Here is a 19,282-nt window from a genome sequence, read left to right on the forward strand (position 1 = left end):
TAAATCTAAAACTGTAACATCTGATGGGTAGACTATATTGGTATCATTAAACAGTTGTAAAAGTGACTTTTCATTATCTGTACAAATCGAAAAGGATTTTAATTCAAAATCTATAATTTCATCATAGTCAGAAATTATTCTGCACAAATTTTCCAGAAGACTTTCAATAATATTCTCTTTATAATTTGATGCATAGTAAATTGTAAAATTAATTTCGTTTTCAATTTCTTCAAAAACTAATGTTACATCATCATTTTTAACATTCAGGCTATTTTCGAATTGTATTGAAAAATTAGAGAATGATTCCAGTTGTATATCCGAATTATCATAATCAGCATGAACAAATGTTTCTTTAACTTCAGCAGCCGTTTTTTGAAGAAATTCTTTAAACGAATTACTATCCTTTGTATTTAAGTCTAAAATTAAATTATTTTTTAAACCAATGTTATTGGATGCATAAACCAATAATGTTGCTTGAAATTCTTCAAAATACTTTTCCAGTAAAAATGAAAAAACAGAAGTTATGATGGTAAATTTTGACAATAAATTCCCTTTTGAAATTTTATCAAACCCTACGGCATCTTCTTTTCTTATTTTTTTTACTTTACAATTAAAAGCAGAGTCTTTACTTTTTACTCCGCTTTTTTTAGATTTAGTTTTATTTTGCCAATAAGTATTTGACAACGAATTTGGTTCTGCCATTATATTAGGTGATAAGATTGTATTTCTGCTAAAAGACTTTGCTGCAAAGAATTTATTTGTACGCAAATTTTTTGCTTGCTGTTAATTTTGATTATTTCACATTCATAATTCTCAAAAGGCCCTGTATTAATCCTTTTTAAATCTCCAACCTTCAATTCTGATGAATTTTTAATCTCTACTTCAGAAAATTGATTTAAAAAAAAAGTAATGCGATTAATTTCTTCATCCAGTACTCTAATTAATTTATCCCCGAATTTGATGAACAAAACGACCCCCTCTACAGTAAGAGCTTTAAAATAATCGTTCATTGTTTCGAGATAAATAAATACGTAAGAACTGAACAGAGGCTTTTCAATTTCTTTCTTACGATCACTCCACTGTGAAACTGTTTTTTGGAGAGGCAGATAAACCTGGAAATTCTGTTGGATAAGTTTTTGTGCTGTTTTTTTTTCGCAGCGTGATTTGGTATATATAACATACCAACCTTGAATGAAATTCATATAGTAAAAAATCAGTTTTTTTCATGGCTCCGCCTCTTAAGTCACATGCTCATTTATGTGCGAAAGTGGGGATAGAAGTATTTTAAAAACGGAATTTTATATAAAGAACTTAAGTTTTTTTAGTTTGTTTAGTTTATCGGTTCTTTGATTTTCGTTTTGTCGCCAAAATAAACAAAAAAAAAAGTGGTATACAATATGTAGGAATTTATTTACTAAAATTTAACATTTTCTCTATTTTAAAATATGAAAGCAGTGTAAATAAAAAACCATTTTTGCAAATATCAACAAACGCCATAAGCCTTGAATAATTGCAAAAATGGAAGAATAAAAAAAAAGAATTTATCTGAATTTGATTAACTTATACACTTCAAACACTCAGCATATTCCCGCTCGATGGTCTCTTGATGTGCAGGATGCGCAATTTTTACCATTTCCGTCACACGCTGTTTAAGTGTTTTGCCATATAAATCGGCGATACCGTTTTCGGTAATGATATATTGTACATGGGAACGGGTAGTCACCACACCGGCACCTTGTTTCAAGAAAGGAACAATGCGGCTTTCACCACTTTTAGTAATAGATGGTAATGCAATAATAGCCTTACCTCCTTCGCTTAATGAAGCCCCGCGTATAAAATCCATTTGGCCGCCCACACCGGAATACATTTTCATCCCAATAGAATCGGCACAAACCTGACCAGTCAAATCCACTTCAATAGCCGAATTAATCGCAATCATTTTTGGATTTTTACGTATGCGCGCTGTATCGTTTACAAAAGAAGATTCCTTCATCTCAATAAAAGGATTATCATTCACAAAATCATACAAACGCTGTGAGCCTATCAAAAAAGTAGCCAAGGCTCTCCCTTGTAAGATTCCTTTGTAGTTACAGTTAATCACATCTTTTTCTATCAAATCAATGACTCCGTCGCTAAACATTTCGGTATGCAAGCCAAGATCTTTATGATTTGTCAGTTGAGCCAGAACCGCATTAGGAATAGAACCAATCCCCATTTGAAGGGTACTTTTATTGTCAATCAAACTCGCCACATATTGTCCAATTTTAGCTTCTTCTTCTGAAATTGGCGCCACTTCGTGTCCAAAAATAGTTTGATTCACTTCCACCATATAATCAATTTCAGATTCATGTAAAATCCCGTCTCCAAAAGTTCTTGGCATTTGCGGATTCACCTGAGCAATAACAATTTTGGCATTTTCAATCGCGGCGATACTGGCTTCAACCGAAGTTCCCAAAGAGCAATAGCCGTGCTTATCAGGCGGTGATACATGAATAAAAACCACATCCAGTTTCACAACCTGTTTACGGAATAAATTAGGCAATTCACTCAAAAAAACAGGCGTATAGGATCCGTTACCCGCTTTTAAAGTATGACGTACATTGGCACCTATAAAAAAGGAATTCACATGAAAACTTTCCGCAAGCTCAGGATTTGCGTACAAGGCTTCACCTTCAGTATGCAAATGGCAGATTTCGACATTCCGTAATTCTGAAGCTCTTTCAGCTAATGCTTTAGTTAAAATACTTGGTGTTGCCGCAGCGGCCTGAACATATACTCTGTCTCCTGATTTTACAATTTTGACAGCTTCTGCTGCCGATATATATTTACCCATAACCTAAAATTTTACACAAATTTACCTCAGTGAAATATTGCAAAATATGATAAAACTCATATTCAGATAAATTTAGGTAATTATTACTAGAATGTTGTATTTTTGCAGACCTATGCAAATATCATGAGTGCAATTATTATAAAAACCCGCGAAGAAATTGAATTAATGCGTGAAAGTGCATTAGTTGTTTCCAAAACATTAGGAATGATAGCTTCAGAAATTAAACCTGGAGTAAGTACGCTTTATCTGGATAAACTGGCAGAAACCTTTATTCGTGACCATGGTGCCACACCGGCATTCCTGGGCATGTACGGTTTCCCAAATTCACTTTGTATGAGTCCCAACTCACAAGTGGTTCATGGTATTCCTACTGACAAACCTTTGGAAGACGGTGATATAATTTCTGTTGACTGTGGTGCATTAAAAAATGGTTTTTACGGAGATCATGCTTATACATTTGAAGTCGGAGAAGTAGCATTAGCAACTAAAATGCTTTTAAAAGCTACCAAAGAATCTCTGTATGCAGGTATTCGTGAATTGAAAGCTGGAAACAGAACAGAAGACGTAGGTCATGCTATTCAGAAATATTGTGAAAGTCATGGTTATGGTGTAGTACGCGAGTTGGTTGGACACGGTTTAGGCCGTACCATGCACGAAGCCCCTGAAATGCCTAACTACGGTAAAAAAGGCCGAGGAAAATTATTGCAGGAAGGTATGGTAGTAGCTATTGAACCAATGATTAATCAAGGTACAAAAAACATCAAACAGCATAAAGACGGTTGGACTATCACTACTGCTGACGGTAAACCTTCGGCTCACTTTGAACACGATGTGGCTATTATAGATGGTAAACCGGAATTACTTTCAACCTTTGCCTATATTTACAAAGCTTTAGGCATTACTTCTAATGAGGAAGATGAATTTAGAAAAGAACCTTTATCAATCTAAAACTTATGTTTCTTATATGACTTATGTGTTGATTTTTTACCATATAAGCCACATAAGGCCATCTAAGCTATGAAAAAAATATTCAAATTCTTTTTAAACGTAGTTCCAAGACCAATTCTAATAAGGGTTAGTATAATCATTCGCCCAATATTAGCATTTTTATTACGTGGAAACAAATTTGCCGATCCTATTGACGGGAAAAGCTTTCGTATGTTTTTACCTTACGGATATGGTTCCCAACGCAATAATGTCCTTTCTCCAAGTACACTTTCATTGGAAAGACACCGTTTGCTATGGCTTTATTTACAAAATGAAACCGATTTTTTCACGGCACTAGAAAAGAAAAAAGTATTGCATTTTGCTCCGGAACAAGAATTTTACAAGCGTTTTAAGAAACAGCAAAATATAGAATACACTACAACCGATTTGTTTTCACCATTAGCCGATGTAAAAGCTGACATTTGCAACTTGCCTTTCGAGGATAGTACTTACGATATTATTTTTTGCAATCATGTTTTAGAACATATTCCTGATGATACTAAAGCTATGCAGGAACTTTACCGCGTTTTAAAACCAGGGGGAATGGGGATATTCCAAATTCCACAAGAGCTATCAAGAGCTGCAACTTTCTCAGATGACACTATCACTGACCCTAAAGAAAGAGCTAAAATATTTGGACAATACGACCATGTTCGTGTATATGGAAGAGATTATTTTGACAAATTAAGAAGCATAGGCTTCACAGTTAACGAGGTTAATTACACCGCAAAATTAGGCCCTGAATTAGTTGAAAAATATTGTTTAGCACAAGGAGAAATTCTCCCCGTATGTTTTAAATAACAGACTTAAAATGCCGCTATTTTCATTAGCAATCGATTTATCATGGAATGAGGAAGAAGAACGTTTTCTTCCTTTTTTGTATATAGTGGATATCTCTAAAAACCCACTGTACATCTATAAAACAGCCAATGAAGAAACACTGAAAAGTGTTTCAAAAACACTTTCTAAGAAAGAAGAGAGCTTAATGGCTTTGATTCATGATTTAAAGAAAGACAGCATTCTTAAAAAGCTGACAAAAAACAAGAAAATAACTTCTTTAAAACAGCTTAAAGAAGACAAAACCTTAAAAGCCATACTGCAGGATTACCTAAACCGAAAATTAAACGCTTTAATTAATATTACTCAAAAATCAGAGATTCCAATCAGCATTAATCTGAATAACAGGAAGGATTTCTATTTAAATCAAGTTCATTTCCTGGATAGCGTCATTAAACCCCAACTCCATTTTTCCAAAAATGAAGAAGGTATTAATTACACTTTGTCTTTATTGCACAAAAATGAAAAAACACATCCAAGTGAATGTGAACTGATTATAATTAACCAATTCCCTTGTTGGGTTGTCATTAACAAACAATTAATCCAAATCACTGATATAGATAGTTTAAAACTGAAGCCTTTTTTAAAAAACAAATCGATCCACATCCCTAAAAGGATGGAAAATGAATACTTTAAAAAATTCATTAATGACATTATAAAAAAAGTTGCTATTGAAACTGAAGGCTTTTCGGTAATTACTAAAAATGAAATATCAGGTTACAGCTTAAAAGGAAGTCATGACTTTTTAGGCAAAAAATATTTACTTCAAATAGAATTTGATTACCAAGGAATATCCTTTACATCAAACCAAAGCAAGAATCAACATTCTTTTATTGAATTTGACAATAATGAGACTGTAAGCGTAATCCAGTATAAAAGAGATTTTTCAAAAGAAACAATAATTGAAGAAAAACTAATCAGTCTAGGACTCGAAAAAAACAGGGATGGCAATTTTTACGCACCTGACCAGACGGATGAATTAGCCTCTATAGAATTTGTTTTGGAACATCTTGAAGCACTTCAATCAGAAGGTTTTAACTTAGAAAACTTTCAAATTGACCATAAAAAAATCCAACTAAAGAAAAGTACCATTTCACTTCAAAGTTCGGAACAAGCGGATTGGTTTGATTTGAAAATGACAATTTTCTGCGGTAATCATCAGTTTCCGTTTTCTGACATTATTCCAAATATAAAAAATGGCAATCAATGGTTTTTACTCCCTGATGACACCTACTTTATAATCCCTTCAATGTGGATGAAAACTTATGGCAACATTGCTCAATTTGGAACAAAAAAAACCAATGGTGGCATTAGTTTACCTAAGAGTCATTATCTAAATTTGAATTTAAACAGTGTCCAACTTGAAAACGAAACAGAAGCTAAACAAACACTTATTTACAAACCATCGCCTTTATTAAAAGCTACTTTACGCCCGTATCAGATTCAAGGTGCGCAATGGTTATTAAATCATTACGCAAATGGCTTAGGAGCTTGTCTCGCAGACGATATGGGGCTGGGTAAAACCCTGCAAACCTTAGCTCTGTTAATAGCAGTACAGGAAAACGAAAAAAATCTTGCTGAACCTTCAAGTTCCGAAATGGATTTATTCAGTCTGTCACAGGAATCTCAGCAGGAACCTTTAAAAACACTGGTTGTAGTGCCTTCTTCATTAGTTTTTAATTGGTACAATGAAACTAAGAAATTTACCCCGCATTTTAAATGCATCAAATACATTGGCAACGACAGAAAAGTTTTAGCAAAAAAACTGACGAGATATGATGTTGTATTTACCAGTTTTGCGGTATTGAATAGAGATATCTCACAATTAGAAAAAATGCCATTCCGTTATTTAATAGTCGATGAAAGCCAACAGATTAAAAACAGGAATTCAAAAATATTCAAAGCCCTCAACAGTCTGCAGGCAGAAAATAAAATCTCCCTTAGCGGTACACCTATCGAAAACTCATTGGCTGATCTATGGTCACAAATGCAGTTTATCAATCCTTCCATTTTAGGTGAGTATGCTTTTTTTGACCAATATTTTAAAAAACCTATTGAAAAAGAAAAAGATGAAAGTAAAATTGAGGAATTAAAAAACATTATCAATCCATACATACTCAGAAGAACCAAAAACGAGGTATTGAAAGACCTGCCTGAACTTGTAGAACAAGTAATCGTTTGTGAAATGAACGAAGAGCAGGAAAAACACTACGAAGAAGAAAAATCAAAGGCCCGCAATTATTTATTAAAACTGGAAGAATCTCCTTCTCCAATACACATACTTAATGTATTACTCAAACTACGCCAATGGAGCAATCACCCTAGATTGGCTGAAAAACAATCAGTTTTCACCTCAGGAAAATTCGACAGTGTCAGCTCTTATTTAGAAACACTGGTTAAATCGAAAAGCAAGACTTTAATATTCAGTTCTTTTGTAAGTCATCTGGAATTATATGAAGATTGGTGCCGTCAAAACAATATCAGTTTCTGCTCATTAACTGGGAATACCTCTTCCGAAGAAAGAGAAAACAGTGTCAGACAGTTTCAGACTGACAACGATACACTTTTTTTCTTTATTTCCTTAAAGGCAGGCGGTGTGGGATTGAATCTAACAAAAGCTTCCTATATCATTTTATTAGACCCATGGTGGAATCCTTTTGCAGAAAAACAAGCAATTGCTCGCGCACACCGTATTGGTCAGGAAAACAAAGTAAATGTTATTCGCTTCATTACACAAAACACCATAGAGGAAAAAATAATTCAGTTACAGGAAAAGAAAAAAGAACTTTCAGAAAGTATAATTGATGAAAGCAGTATTCCTGAAAATGTAATGGAAAATCTGGATTTTTTATTAGAATAATTACACTTCTAAAATAAAAAGAGGCTCCCTTATTTTTGGAGAGCCTCTTGTTTTATTTTATAAATCATTATGTTATGATTTCACAAGCAATTTAGGTTTTTTAGACGGAATTGGCTTGTTAGCTAACAATGGTGATTTAATATCTCCAAGAACATTAATTGCCTCATCAATATAAGCGTCTTTAGAAATTGCCTCATACCAGTCTTTACGCTTACGTGAAAAATCAGCATCTTTTTTCATAAGCTCCAATTCACCTGGAAGATTGCGTATTTGTAAAAGATTTTTGTACTTGGTAATCTCTTTAAATTTTTTAGTTGACTCTTCAATGTTTTTCTGCTCAGCAATGAATTTATCGATATTCAAATTAACAAGACTTTCATCTTTTCTGTCATTAATCCATTTCGCATTTTCATCAATCAATTTAAATTGGTTATTTTCAGAAATTCTCTTTTGACTGTTAGTAACAACACTTTCAAAATTTAAAATTGACTTACTTGTTCTATAAGGAGCCGCATCGATTTTATCCCATTGTAAAGCTTTCTTTTCATCGCGCTCTCCAAAACCTATATATGTATATCTGTCCGGAATAGGAATATCACTTGTTACACCTTCAAGCTGAGTTGAACCTCCGTTAATTCTATAGAATTTCTGGGTAGTTGTTTTTAAAGCTCCAAAATCACCAAAATTAGATTGTCCCGGGAATTTAAACTGATTCAAATCAATCACAGTCTGTACTGTCCCTTTACCATATGATTGTTTACTTCCTAATACTATACCTCTTTTATAATCCTGAATAGCGGCAGCAAAAATTTCTGAAGCAGAAGCGGAAAAATTATTTTGCAGAATAACCAATGGTCCATCCCACTGTACTTTTGGATTATGATCTGCCAAAACATCTTTTTTTCCTCCGAAAGATTTTACCTGTACTATTGGTCCTTCATCAATAAACAAACCAGTAATATCTACAACCGTTTTAAGAGACCCTCCACCGTTGTCACGTAAATCCATCACAATTCCCTCAACACCTGCTTTTTTCAATTTTAAAACTTCGGCTTCAACATCTTTAGCGGCATCACGGTTGTTATCGTTTTCAAAATCGATATAGAATTTTGGCAGATAAATCAAACCAAATTTTTTACCATTCTTCTCAATTACAGTAGATTTAGCGTAAGTCTCCTCAATTTCAACAACATCACGGATTATTTTTATAACTTTAACATCGCCGTCAACTTTTCTCACTGTCAACCGGACTTCAGTTCCTTTAGGTCCTTTTATCTTTTTAACGACATCATCTAAACGCATACCTGTTACTTCAACAGGCTCGTTGCTGCCCTGAGCTACTTTTAAAATAACATCTCCGGGCTCCAGTTCTTTACTTCTCCATGCAGGACCGCCTGAAATAAGCTCAGAAATTTCAGTATTGTCGTTTTTCTTTTGCAAACGGGCACCAATACCTTCTAATTTTCCGCTCATGCTGATATCAAATTTCTCCTTTTCTTCAGGAGCAAAATAAAACGTATGGGGATCAAACTGGGTTACAATAGCATTAACATAAACTTCAAACCAGTCATTTCTATCCAGATCGCTTACAAAATCGAAATATTCGTCAAGATTTTTAATTGCAGACTCTCTTGATTCTTTCTCCAGTTGTGCCGTTGTTTTTACAGCGTAGGAAGCATCTTTGGCTTTTTTATCCTGCTCGATTTTCTGCTTATCAACCAATGAAGCCAGAGTAGAGAGTTTTATCTGCAAACGCCATCTGTTTTTAAGCTCATTATAGTTTTTTGCAAATGCTATTTTATCAGAATCAATATTAATTGATTCACTTGTATTGAAATCAAAAGGTTTGTCATTCAAAGCTCTGTAAATGACTTTAGCTTCATTCATTCTTTTCTGAACTCTTTCATACACCAGATTAAAGAATGTTAAGTCACGGTTTCTAAGCATATCATCTACCTGAAGTTCATACTGTTTGAACTCCTTAATATCCGATTCCAGGAAGAAACGTTTTGAAGGATCCAGGGCATCAATAAAATTTCCATAAACACCTTTGGAGAAATTGTCGTCCATAGCTGCAGGATCGTAGTGTCCTTTTTCAATGACGTAGGTAATCAAATCCAGTAAAATCTTGTCTTTTTCCGGATCGTCATTGTTAAACTTTGGCTTAAAACTCCACAATACAGCCGATACCGCCACCACAAGCAGTAATACTCTATAATTCTTTCTCATAAATAACCAAATTGCGTTCATAACTTTTACTAAAATACATAAAAAACTATGCCAATAAACATCTTACCAGATAATTTTTTGTTAAAGATGTAAAATTAGGCAGAAACAATTAAAATTGCTTACTTTAGCAATACTTTTTATGTTAAATTTCAGATGAAAAAACCTTTAATTTTAGTTACAAATGACGACGGTATTACAGCTCCAGGTATAAAAGCATTGGTAGATGTGGTAAAAGAATTTGGAAATGTGGTAATTGTGGCACCTGACAGTCCGCAGAGCGGCATGGGACACGCCATTACTGTAAACAACACGCTTCATATCGACAAAATATCAGAAGACAATGCCGAAATCACAGAATATACAACTTCCGGAACTCCGGCTGACTGTGTTAAAATTGCCAAAAACGAAATTATAAAAGAGAAAATAAATCTTTGTGTATCAGGCATAAACCACGGAGCCAATTCCTCCATAAATGTTATCTATTCGGGCACTATGAGTGCCGCTATCGAAGCCGGAATTGAAGGTATCCCTTCCATAGGTTTTTCACTTTGTGATTTTTCATGGAAAGCCGATTTTGAACAAATCAAACCTTTTGTCAGAAAAATTATTAAAGAAGTTTTACAGCATGGTTTACCCGAAGGAGTCATTCTGAATGTGAACTTTCCCAAGCTTAAAAAAGAGGAAATCAAAGGCATAAAAATCTGCAGACAGGCCAAAGCAAAATATTCCGAAAAGTTCGACAAAAGACAGTCTCCTTTTGGAAAAGAGTACTATTGGCTTGCCGGCGAATTTGTTTGTGAGGACAAAGGCGAAGATACTGATGAATGGGCTTTAAGCAATGGATATATTTCGGTTGTGCCTGTACAATTTGACTTGACAGCACACCATGCCATTCAACAACTTAACAACTGGAATCTGAATGAAAAAAATTGATTTACTGATTGGTGTTTTAATTGGTTTTGCCACAACCTTCATTGGTATTATAATATTTTTCGAGTTTTTTTCAGAATACTCTTTTGAAGAAGGCATTCAAAGCATGAAACAACTGGGCTATTTAGGCAAAGTGATTACTCTTGGCGCTATCTTAAACATAGCGGTTTTCTTTGGACTTTTGAAATTCGACAAAGAACTGATGGCCCGTGGCGTTGTACTTGCTACTCTTATTTTAACTGTTATTACAATGTTAGTATAATGAAATATTATATCATAGCCGGAGAAGCTTCAGGTGATTTACACGGCTCGAATTTAATGAAGAGCATCTTCAATGAAGATCCAAATGCAGAAATACATTTTTGGGGCGGCGATTTAATGCAAAAAACCGGAGGCACTTTAGTAAAACACTATCGTGATTTAGCTTTCATGGGGTTTATAGAAGTGGTTATGAATTTAAAAACCATTTTAAACAATCTGAAAATCTGTAAAAAAGACATTCAAAAATTTCAACCGGATGTTTTAATCTTTATTGATTATCCGGGGTTCAACATGCGTATTGCCAAATGGGCCAAAACTCTAGGAATTCCGACCCATTATTATATTTCGCCGCAAATTTGGGCATGGAAAGAAAACAGAATCAATGCTATTAAAAGAGATGTTGATAAAATGTATGTGATTCTTCCTTTTGAAAAAGATTTTTACGAGAAAAAACACAACTATCCTGTGGAATTTGTCGGCCATCCACTTATCGATGCCATTCAAAACAGAATAAAAACAGATGAAGCAACTTTCAAAAAAGAAAACAATTTATCTGACAAACCGATTATTGCACTTTTACCCGGAAGCCGAAAACAGGAAATCACAAAAATGCTCAATGAGATGCTTTCTGTAGTAAATGATTTCAAGGATTATCAATTTGTAATTGCAGGTGCTCCCAGTCAGGAGTATGATTTTTACAAACCTTTCCTGAAAGATAAAAATGTAAATTTTATTTCCAATAAAACTTATGATTTATTAAGCGTTTCGCATGCTGCATTGGTAACTTCAGGCACAGCCACACTGGAAACTGCGCTTTTCAAAGTCCCTGAAGTGGTTTTATACAAAGGAAGCAATATTTCTTATCAAATTGCCAAGAGAATCATCACTTTAAAATACATTTCACTTGTAAATTTAATTATGGATGCTCCTGTCGTAACCGAATTGATTCAAGACGAATGCAATAAGGAAAACATCAAAAAAGAGCTTCAAAAGATTCTCGAAGAAAACCACAGAAATAAAGTACTGGAAGACTTCAAAGAACTGGAGGAAAAATTAGGTGGCTCCGGCGCCAGTAGAAAAACAGCAAAGCTGATTGTAGAAAGCTTAAAAAAATAGCATGAAGTTACTGCAATTCCCTATTATTAAAATCACTATTTGGTATGTATTGGGAATTGCAGTTTCCTATTATTTTGAATTTTCCTTATTTTCAATAATCATTCTAACGTGTGTAAGCACATTAGGAATGCTTTTTTCTAATTTTTACTCCCTTAAGAAATTTCAAAGTCAAAAAAGTTTTGCAGTTTTTTTATATGCAACATTATTTTTTCTAGGTATCTTGCTTTCTTCTGTCAGGAAAGAAACTTTTCATGACCATCATTTTTACAATCAGAATGTTTTCGGCAAAACCAGCCTGATTAACGGGACTATAATTGAAAAGTTAAAAACAGGAAGTAAATACGAACGCTTCGTGATTAAAGTCAACCAAATTGATCAAAAAAAATCATTTGGAAAAATAATTCTAAATCTTAAAAAAGGAAAAGCAGAAAATCTATTTATCGGTCAAAAAATCCTCATCACCGACCAAATATCCACGAATCCGAAACCTGATAATCCCAATCAGTTTGACTACGGAGAATATCTCAAAACCAGAAATATATACGGACAGATTTTTACCGATGCAAGTGCAATAAAAGTTAATTTCAAACCCGAAAAATCCATCCGTTATTACACGGCACAATTCAGGGAGACCATCATAAAAAATCTAAAAGAAGCGTGGTTTCCTGAAAGAGAATCGGCTGTTATTAATGCCCTGATTTTAGGTCAGCAACAGGAAATCAGCCGGGACATTGTAAAAGATTATCAATTTGCAGGAGCAGTACACATACTTTCAGTTTCAGGGCTGCATATTGGCTTTATATTATTGTTTGTAACCTTTCTTTTAAAACCAATCCCTAAAACCAAACTGGGAAATACTTCGAGATTTTTATTGACTGTTACTGCTCTTTGGGCATTTGCCTTCATAGCTGGATTGGCACCTTCAGTAATCCGGTCAACAGTCATGTTCAGCATTATAGCTTATGGAAATTATTTAAAAAGAGAGAGCAATGTATTCAATACGGCTGTGGCTTCAATGTTCATCATACTAGTTTTTGAACCGTATATTCTTTTTGACATTGGATTTCAGCTGAGTTATCTGGCAGTATTTTCTTTATTGACTATTGAACCGTTATTAGCTAAAATATGGCAGCCAGAAAACCGCTTGGTTACTTTCTTTTGGAAAATAATGACAGTCTCATTTGCGGCTCAAATAGGCACTTTACCATTAAGTCTGTATTATTTCCATCAGTTCCCCGGTTTGTTTTTTATAACCAACTTAGTTGTCATTCCGTTTCTGGAATTTTTAATAATGCCATTAGGCTGTTTACTCACTGTTGCAGCTTATTTTAATTTTACTCCCGAAATTTTAATTCAGGCTGTGGCTTATTCGATAAAAGGAATGAATTATTTCATCAATCTCATTGCTTCAGCAGAGAGTTTTGTATTAAGAGATATCCCTTTTACAAACTCGATGCTGTTACTATCCTACATATTTCTGATAACCTTATTTAGCTGGATATACAAGCCCGGTTTTAAAAAACTGATATTAAGTATAACAATCTTATTGTTTTTACAAGCCAATGTGTTGTGGAATCATTGGAATGCTAAAACATCTAAAAGCTTTATTGTTTTCAATACATTACACAACACTATTATAGGCGAAACAAAGAATCAGGAAACCGCAGTTCATTATAGGAACAGGATTAATAAAGAAACTTTTGAGGAAAATATGCTTAAAACATTCAGTACCGCTAATTTTTCCAGGATAAAGACTTTTCAACCCTTGAAAAACTGTTATTATTTCAAGAACAAAAAGATTTTATTGATTGACAGTACTGCTGCATATCCAAAAAACAGAATCGCTTCTATCTTAATTTTAACGCAATCTCCAAAAATAAATTTAGACCGTATTCTAAACAATTTGAAACCGGAGCAGGTTGTTGCAGACGCATCTAATTATAAAAATTATATTGAGATGTGGAAAAGAACCTGCCAAAAAAGAAAAATCCCTTTTCACAGTACTTATGAAAAGGGATTTTACAAAATAGATTAATTATATATTATTTCTTCTTCTTTTTAGGGGAAACGTAATTTGCTAAAATTTTTTCTGCACCATCCAACCATACTGTTGGCCCTCCTGCAACATAACCTGTGCTCCCTAATTGCTGAAAATTGATTTTCCCTTCTTTTTCCTGCGCCTGTACAAACCAAACAGTAGGATATCCTCTTACCTGAAACAACTGCTGCAATTGTGCATTCTGAACTTTAGTTTCCTCAGCCTGCTCGGTACGTCTTGGAAAATCAAGCTCAACCAGGACAACCTTGCCCTTTGCCCATTTTTCAAATTCGGGAGTTTTAAACACTTCTTTTTGCAGACGGATACACCAGCCGCACCAGTCACTTCCTGTGAAAAAGAAAAACAAAGGTTTGTCCTGTTTTTTAGCTATTTCAACTGCTTTTTTAACATCAGTATGCCAGATTAAATTTGATTCTTCATTAGTTTCAGTATGTAACGTAAAACTCAAAAATAAAACGGAAAGAATTAGAACAAGTAAATAGCTAAACTTTTTCATAGATTAATTTTTTAGTATCCTTAATAATTCAGATGCCCCTTTTTCTCCTTCAATGACTTCTTTCACACTCCCTTTCGAATCAATAACATACATTACAGGATAACTGGGCACTTTTAAAAATTTAGTCAATTCATGCGAAGCATTTCTTCCTTTTCTGTTTGGATCGTAATTCGGGTTTGAAAACGAGGTACCCTGAAAAGTAACTTTCGAATTACCTTCTGCATTAAATTTTACTGCGTAATAGTTTTTGTTAATATAATCAACCACAGAATTGTCCTGAAAAGTACCTTTGTCCATTAATTTACATGGAGCACACCATTCGGTGTAAACATCCATAAATATTGGCTTGGGGGCTTTTTTTTGTTTGGCCAGAGCCTCATCTAAAGTCAACCAGTTGATATTCTGTGCCTGAAACGGCAAAACTCCTAATAAAAAAAACAATATTAGTAAAATTCTTTTCATTGCTGTAATTTTAATTTTCTAATCATCAAAAACAATGCCGAAAATACAAAATTATTTAACGTCCTGCATTAATTTTCTAACCAACGGCGAAATAATGATCAACGCCACACCGGCTATCAATGCATATAATCCCAACTGTTGGTAACCATCAGCATAGGTATTCAACTTTTCCAGATTTGATGCTTTTTCAGAAGCTTCTGCGATACCCGCTCCTAACAATCCGGCAAAATACTGTCCGTATGCACTCGCCAAAAACCACATTCCCATTATTACTGCCTGCGTTTTTTGGGGTGATAATTTAGTCATAGCACTCATCCCGATTGGCGACAAACATAATTCCCCAAATGTGATTATAAACCATCCGAAAGTAAATAAATCCAAAGATGTTTTACCTGATGCATCTGCAAAGAATTTAGTATAATAAAAAATCCAGAAACCTCCAGCCAAGAATAAAAATCCTAAACCAAATTTCACAACAGTATTAGGTTCAATTTTCTTTTTAGCCATCCATAACCATACCATACCTACTAAAGCTGCAAAAGCAATTACAAACAATGAATTGGCAGAATTATTAACTCCGTTTGGATCTAGCTCTACTCCTAAAACAGTATTGTTTAAATTATTAGCAGCAAACAAACTTAACGATCCTCCACTCTGCTCGAAAAATGCCCAGAAGAATATCGAAAATATTATAAATACTAAAGCTGCTAATAATTTCATATTTTCTGATCTTGAGAAATTTTTCATCTCATAAAACAAATACAAAATTGAAGCTGGACCAATTATCATCATAAAATAATCCGTATACACTGTGTTAGCAACCATCAAAATAATAACCGGAATAATTGCTAACGAACCTATATAGGTCGCAATTTCAAATATTTTGCGTTTAGAATTTTCTAAATGAGCTAATGGAGACAATCCTATTTCACCCAAACTTTTCTGTGTTTGAGTAAAAGTTAACAAACTTATAATCATTACTATTGATGCAAAACCAAATGCATAATTCCAACGTAAATTTTCTGGCACTAATGAAGACCAAAGATTGCCATTAGCTACAGCAATACAAATATACCCTCCTATTAAAGCTCCCAAATTAACTCCTGCATAAAACAAAGAAAAACCGGCATCACGACGTACGTCTCCATCTTTATACAATTGCCCTACCATTGATGAAATATTTGGCTTAAAAAAACCTGTACCTACAATAGTAAACGATATACCTAAAAAGAAAAAATTCTTAGGATCGATTGACAAAATAATACTTCCAACAATCATAAGCAAACCTCCCCAAAACAAAGAGCGTCGCAAACCTAAAATCTTATCAGCAAATAATCCACCAATAAATGTAAAAGCGTACACCCATGCTTGAGTAGCACCGTACTGTAAATTAGCAGTGGTTTCATTCATCGCAAGTTGACTTACCATAAAAACAGTAAGCATACCACGCATACCATAGAAACTGAAACGCTCCCACATTTCACTAAAAAACAAATACCAAAGTTGTTTTGGATATTTCCCTTTAAAATTTTGAATTTCTTCTATTGTTGTAGCCATATTATTCTTTGTCTGATTCAAATCGTATTCTATCTTGGTTAATTATTTCTTTTAAATCTTCTTCTTTCGGCATATATAACATATACTTACTGGCAAATAAATTATTATTATCATTTAAAACCGAATACCTTACAATGGTTTCATCCTTTTCAGAACACAGCAAAATTCCTACAGTAGGATTATCACCTTCGTTCTTTTTCAAATCATCATACATTCTCACATACATATCGATTTGCCCTATATCCTGATGTGACAGCTTATCCGTTTTCAAATCAATGATAACAAAACACTTTAAAATGTAATTGTAGAACACTAAATCTATATAGAAATCAGATGTATCGGTTATGATATGCTGCTGTCTGGCTACAAAAGCAAACCCTTTCCCAAATTCAAGTAAAAACTTCTGAATATGATCAATAATAGCGGTTTCTATACTATATTCCGTATTTTTTACATTCTGCTGCAATCCGAGAAATTCAAAAATATACGGGTCTTTTAGAAATGAATGAATAGAGTTTTCTTCAAAGGATGGCTTTAACGTGCGTTCAAAAGTCAAAGTCTTTATCTGACGTTCCAGTTGCCTGGAATTCCATCCTAATGCAACGGCCTCGTTCAGGTAAAAAATTCTTTTTTCTTCTTCATCTATTTTAGATAAAATCCTATAGTGTGTCCAGCTCAATTCTTGACGCACTGCGTCAAGTTTTTGAAAAGCCAGATAAAACTTACGCATATTGGTAAGATTTGTATAGTCGAAACCCTTACCAAATTCAAGGGTTAACTGTGAAGAAAGCAGTTTTAGGGTTTTATCCCCATAAACAGCACGAATATTACCGTTTTGTTCCTCTTCAATAATTAATTTACCAATCTGCCAGTACGTCTCTATTAAAACAGTATTCACTGCCCGATAGACCCGCTGCCGAGATTGTAAAACCACATCACGGATAGATTGGTAAAATAAATTATTTTGCAGTTCCACTAATTAATTCCTTTTTCTTTCATTACTTTATTCAACTGCTTCAGCAATGCAAACATCAATAATGTAGCAAACATCAATAATCCGAAGTTCACCCAAAAGAAGTTTGCTTTATCATCATATTTATCCCACATTGAAGCTAATACGCCCGATAATTTATTTCCAATAGAAGTTGCTAAAAACCAACCTCCCATCATTAAAGATGTAATATTAACCGGACTTAATTTAGATACTACCGAGAGACCCATTGGGGACAACAACAACTCTCCTATCGTAATTACTCCGTAATTAGCAAACAACCACAAAACTGATACTTTTTCTGAACCGTTTTGTCCTGCTTTTACAGCCAATACCATAACTAAAACCGATAAGGCAGAAATTAATAACCCAAAAGCAATTTTTGTTGGTGTCGAAGGTTCTTTTTTACGGCTTCTTAAATAAGTAAAAAAGGCTACTATTAGTGGCGTTAAAGCTATTACCCAAAAAGGATTAATCGATTGACTCAAATTAGAAGCCCAAACCGAAACTTTTGCTTCTTCAGCCGGCAATTTCTCTTTGGCTACATTTCTGAAATATAAAGGGTAGTTTACTTCTTTAATTACTTCACCATCTTTCTTTTGAATCCTGAAAGCCTGATCATAAAGTGCCACTGAATCTTTTTTGTATTCTAATTCTTTCGTTAAATAAATTTTATCCGTTACTGTTTTAGCTATTCCTGTAACTTCTCTATCAGTATATTTATCGCCCCAATTGTTTAATGCTGATCCATTTAATTTAAAAACAGCCCAGAATAAAATCACAACTGCGAATATAGCTAATAATGCCCCTATTGGCCTTTTGTCTTCAGCTTTGGCTTTAAAGTATAAACTAGAATAGAATAATACTACCGGAATACAAGCAAAAATAAAGGCATCAGTACTATCAGAACCAAAAATTGCACTATCAAGATTAACATCAGAAGCTACTCCTTTGATGAGCCAGCCAATAATTCCAAATACTACTGAGGGCACCAATATAAACATGACGATTTTCCAGAATGGCATATCCCCTTCCTGCGTTCCTTTTTTAGCAGTTTTGTCTCCATAATGCTTAGTTCCTAAAACAAAGACTATGACACCTATAAACATTCCTACTCCAGCAACAGAGAAAGCTGCGGCCCAGCCAAATAAATTTTCAAAAACCGCTCCGAAGAAATTACAAATAAAAGCTCCAACATTGATTCCCATATAGAAAATATTGTACCCTTCATCCTTTTTGGATTTATATTCTTCATCATTATAGAAATTCCCTAATAAAGTAGAAATATTAGGTTTAAAAAATCCATTACCTACAATAACTAATGTCATTGCCAAATACAACATAGGTAAACTATGAATACCCATCATTAAATAACCGGCTCCCATCATAATTCCACCGGAAATAATAGAAGTACGATATCCTAAATATCTATCTGCTACCAAACCACCTATAAAAGGAGTCAAAAACACCAAAGCGATAAAAGTTCCGTATAAATCGGAAGCTTCTGCTTCAGTCATGGCAAAACCAGTTTCAACATCTTTTAGGTAAAGGGTAAAAATCCCAATCATTAAATAATAACCAAAACGTTCCCACATTTCAGATAAAAACAAAAAAGGCAGTGCCTTAGGATGCGATTTCCACATAATTTTATTCAGTTTGGTGTT

General features: G+C 34.0%; 16 protein-coding genes. 7 read left to right on the forward strand and 9 right to left on the reverse strand.

All coding sequences use genetic code 11. The features are described from left to right. The 3 genes from EZM65_RS14810 to EZM65_RS14820 all read right to left on the reverse strand — a co-directional run. Nucleotides 1-702, reverse strand: a 702-nt coding sequence (locus tag EZM65_RS14810) for a hypothetical protein (RefSeq protein ID WP_136669339.1), incomplete at its 3' end; no start/stop codon positions are given. Continuing rightward, complete coding sequence (locus EZM65_RS14815) at nucleotides 702-1,202, reverse strand: transcription termination/antitermination protein NusG (protein WP_136669340.1); 501 nt, start codon at nucleotides 1,200-1,202, stop codon at nucleotides 702-704. The genes EZM65_RS14815 and EZM65_RS14810, both read right to left, overlap by 1 nt. A gap of 353 nt (nucleotides 1,203-1,555) precedes the next feature. Continuing rightward, nucleotides 1,556-2,833, reverse strand: coding sequence for an acetyl-CoA hydrolase/transferase family protein (locus EZM65_RS14820; RefSeq protein ID WP_136669341.1), 1,278 nt, complete (start codon nucleotides 2,831-2,833; stop codon nucleotides 1,556-1,558). Nucleotides 2,834-2,956: 123 nt separating this feature from the next. Here EZM65_RS14820 and map point away from each other — a divergent pair, with 123 nt between their 5' ends. The 3 genes from map to EZM65_RS14835 all read left to right on the forward strand — a co-directional run bounded on the left by map (nucleotide 2,957) and on the right by EZM65_RS14835 (nucleotide 7,517). Continuing rightward, entirely contained in the window at nucleotides 2,957-3,781 is an 825-nt protein-coding gene (gene map, locus EZM65_RS14825) for a type I methionyl aminopeptidase (RefSeq protein ID WP_136669342.1), read from the forward strand. Nucleotides 3,782-3,850: 69 nt separating this feature from the next. After that, entirely contained in the window at nucleotides 3,851-4,621 is a 771-nt protein-coding gene (locus EZM65_RS14830; RefSeq protein WP_136669343.1) for a class I SAM-dependent methyltransferase, read from the forward strand. Between the two features lie 10 nt (nucleotides 4,622-4,631). Further along, nucleotides 4,632-7,517, forward strand: a complete 2,886-nt coding sequence (locus EZM65_RS14835) for a DEAD/DEAH box helicase (protein WP_136669344.1) — start codon at nucleotides 4,632-4,634, stop codon at nucleotides 7,515-7,517. A 72-nt stretch (nucleotides 7,518-7,589) separates the two neighbouring features. On the opposite strand, the gene EZM65_RS14840 is transcribed toward EZM65_RS14835, so the two are convergent. Then, nucleotides 7,590-9,767 (reverse strand): carboxy terminal-processing peptidase, encoded by a 2,178-nt coding sequence (locus EZM65_RS14840; protein WP_136669345.1) that lies wholly within the window; start codon nucleotides 9,765-9,767, stop codon nucleotides 7,590-7,592. Nucleotides 9,768-9,899: 132 nt separating this feature from the next. On the opposite strand from EZM65_RS14840, the gene surE reads away from it, so the two are divergent. Genes surE through EZM65_RS14860 form a run of 4 tightly spaced genes read left to right on the forward strand, consistent with a single transcriptional unit; the run spans nucleotide 9,900 to nucleotide 14,088 of the window. Next, nucleotides 9,900-10,679 (forward strand): 5'/3'-nucleotidase SurE, encoded by a 780-nt coding sequence (surE, locus tag EZM65_RS14845; RefSeq protein ID WP_136669346.1) that lies wholly within the window; start codon nucleotides 9,900-9,902, stop codon nucleotides 10,677-10,679. Then, entirely contained in the window at nucleotides 10,666-10,938 is a 273-nt protein-coding gene (locus EZM65_RS14850; protein ID WP_136669347.1) for a hypothetical protein, read from the forward strand. The genes surE and EZM65_RS14850 overlap by 14 nt, the downstream gene beginning before the upstream one ends. Beyond that, nucleotides 10,938-12,053 (forward strand): lipid-A-disaccharide synthase, encoded by a 1,116-nt coding sequence (gene lpxB / locus EZM65_RS14855; protein WP_136669348.1) that lies wholly within the window; start codon nucleotides 10,938-10,940, stop codon nucleotides 12,051-12,053. Before EZM65_RS14850 ends, lpxB begins: the two co-directional genes overlap by 1 nt. Before the next feature lies 1 nt (nucleotide 12,054). Continuing rightward, entirely contained in the window at nucleotides 12,055-14,088 is a 2,034-nt protein-coding gene (locus EZM65_RS14860) for a ComEC/Rec2 family competence protein (protein ID WP_136669349.1), read from the forward strand. 7 nt (nucleotides 14,089-14,095) lie between these two features. Here EZM65_RS14860 and EZM65_RS14865 read toward each other — a convergent pair whose 3' ends face one another. From EZM65_RS14865 to EZM65_RS14885, 5 genes are read right to left on the reverse strand one after another with little or no spacing between them, the layout of a single operon-like run. Further along, complete coding sequence (locus EZM65_RS14865; RefSeq protein WP_136669350.1) at nucleotides 14,096-14,608, reverse strand: thioredoxin family protein; 513 nt, start codon at nucleotides 14,606-14,608, stop codon at nucleotides 14,096-14,098. A gap of 3 nt (nucleotides 14,609-14,611) precedes the next feature. Beyond that, a complete protein-coding gene (locus tag EZM65_RS14870) occupies nucleotides 14,612-15,070 on the reverse strand; it encodes a DUF255 domain-containing protein (RefSeq protein WP_136669351.1) in 459 nt (152 codons plus the stop codon). Nucleotides 15,071-15,121: 51 nt separating this feature from the next. After that, the gene (locus EZM65_RS14875) at nucleotides 15,122-16,627 is read right to left on the reverse strand and encodes a peptide MFS transporter (protein ID WP_136669352.1); all 1,506 of its coding nucleotides are present in this window, start codon (nucleotides 16,625-16,627) and stop codon (nucleotides 15,122-15,124) included. Between the two features lies 1 nt (nucleotide 16,628). Next, nucleotides 16,629-17,603 carry a YhcG family protein gene (locus EZM65_RS14880; protein ID WP_136669353.1) on the reverse strand — a complete coding sequence of 325 codons (975 nt, stop codon included), beginning with the start codon at nucleotides 17,601-17,603 and terminating at the stop codon, nucleotides 16,629-16,631. Then, the gene (locus EZM65_RS14885) at nucleotides 17,603-19,261 is read right to left on the reverse strand and encodes a peptide MFS transporter (protein WP_136669354.1); all 1,659 of its coding nucleotides are present in this window, start codon (nucleotides 19,259-19,261) and stop codon (nucleotides 17,603-17,605) included. Before EZM65_RS14885 ends, EZM65_RS14880 begins: the two co-directional genes overlap by 1 nt. Nucleotides 19,262-19,282: the final 21 nt, after the last annotated feature.

This window comes from Flavobacterium sp. H122 (genome assembly GCF_004959765.1).
Classification (GTDB): Bacteria; Bacteroidota; Bacteroidia; order Flavobacteriales; family Flavobacteriaceae; genus Flavobacterium.

Bases quoted from the DNA above. Each gene is read 5' to 3' on its own strand.
- map (WP_136669342.1), top strand. From the start codon at position 2,957: ATGAGTGCAATTATTATAAAAACCCGCGAAGAAATTGAATTAATGCGT.
- EZM65_RS14885 (WP_136669354.1), bottom strand. From the start codon at position 19,261: ATGTGGAAATCGCATCCTAAGGCACTGCCTTTTTTGTTTTTATCTGAA.
- EZM65_RS14870 (WP_136669351.1), bottom strand. From the start codon at position 15,070: ATGAAAAGAATTTTACTAATATTGTTTTTTTTATTAGGAGTTTTGCCG.
- EZM65_RS14835 (WP_136669344.1), top strand. From the start codon at position 4,632: ATGCCGCTATTTTCATTAGCAATCGATTTATCATGGAATGAGGAAGAA.
- EZM65_RS14815 (WP_136669340.1), bottom strand. From the start codon at position 1,202: ATGAATTTCATTCAAGGTTGGTATGTTATATATACCAAATCACGCTGC.
- EZM65_RS14865 (WP_136669350.1), bottom strand. From the start codon at position 14,608: ATGAAAAAGTTTAGCTATTTACTTGTTCTAATTCTTTCCGTTTTATTT.
- EZM65_RS14830 (WP_136669343.1), top strand. From the start codon at position 3,851: ATGAAAAAAATATTCAAATTCTTTTTAAACGTAGTTCCAAGACCAATT.
- EZM65_RS14860 (WP_136669349.1), top strand. From the start codon at position 12,055: ATGAAGTTACTGCAATTCCCTATTATTAAAATCACTATTTGGTATGTA.
- EZM65_RS14840 (WP_136669345.1), bottom strand. From the start codon at position 9,767: ATGAACGCAATTTGGTTATTTATGAGAAAGAATTATAGAGTATTACTG.
- EZM65_RS14850 (WP_136669347.1), top strand. From the start codon at position 10,666: ATGAAAAAAATTGATTTACTGATTGGTGTTTTAATTGGTTTTGCCACA.
- lpxB (WP_136669348.1), top strand. From the start codon at position 10,938: ATGAAATATTATATCATAGCCGGAGAAGCTTCAGGTGATTTACACGGC.
- EZM65_RS14875 (WP_136669352.1), bottom strand. From the start codon at position 16,627: ATGGCTACAACAATAGAAGAAATTCAAAATTTTAAAGGGAAATATCCA.
- EZM65_RS14820 (WP_136669341.1), bottom strand. From the start codon at position 2,833: ATGGGTAAATATATATCGGCAGCAGAAGCTGTCAAAATTGTAAAATCA.
- surE (WP_136669346.1), top strand. From the start codon at position 9,900: ATGAAAAAACCTTTAATTTTAGTTACAAATGACGACGGTATTACAGCT.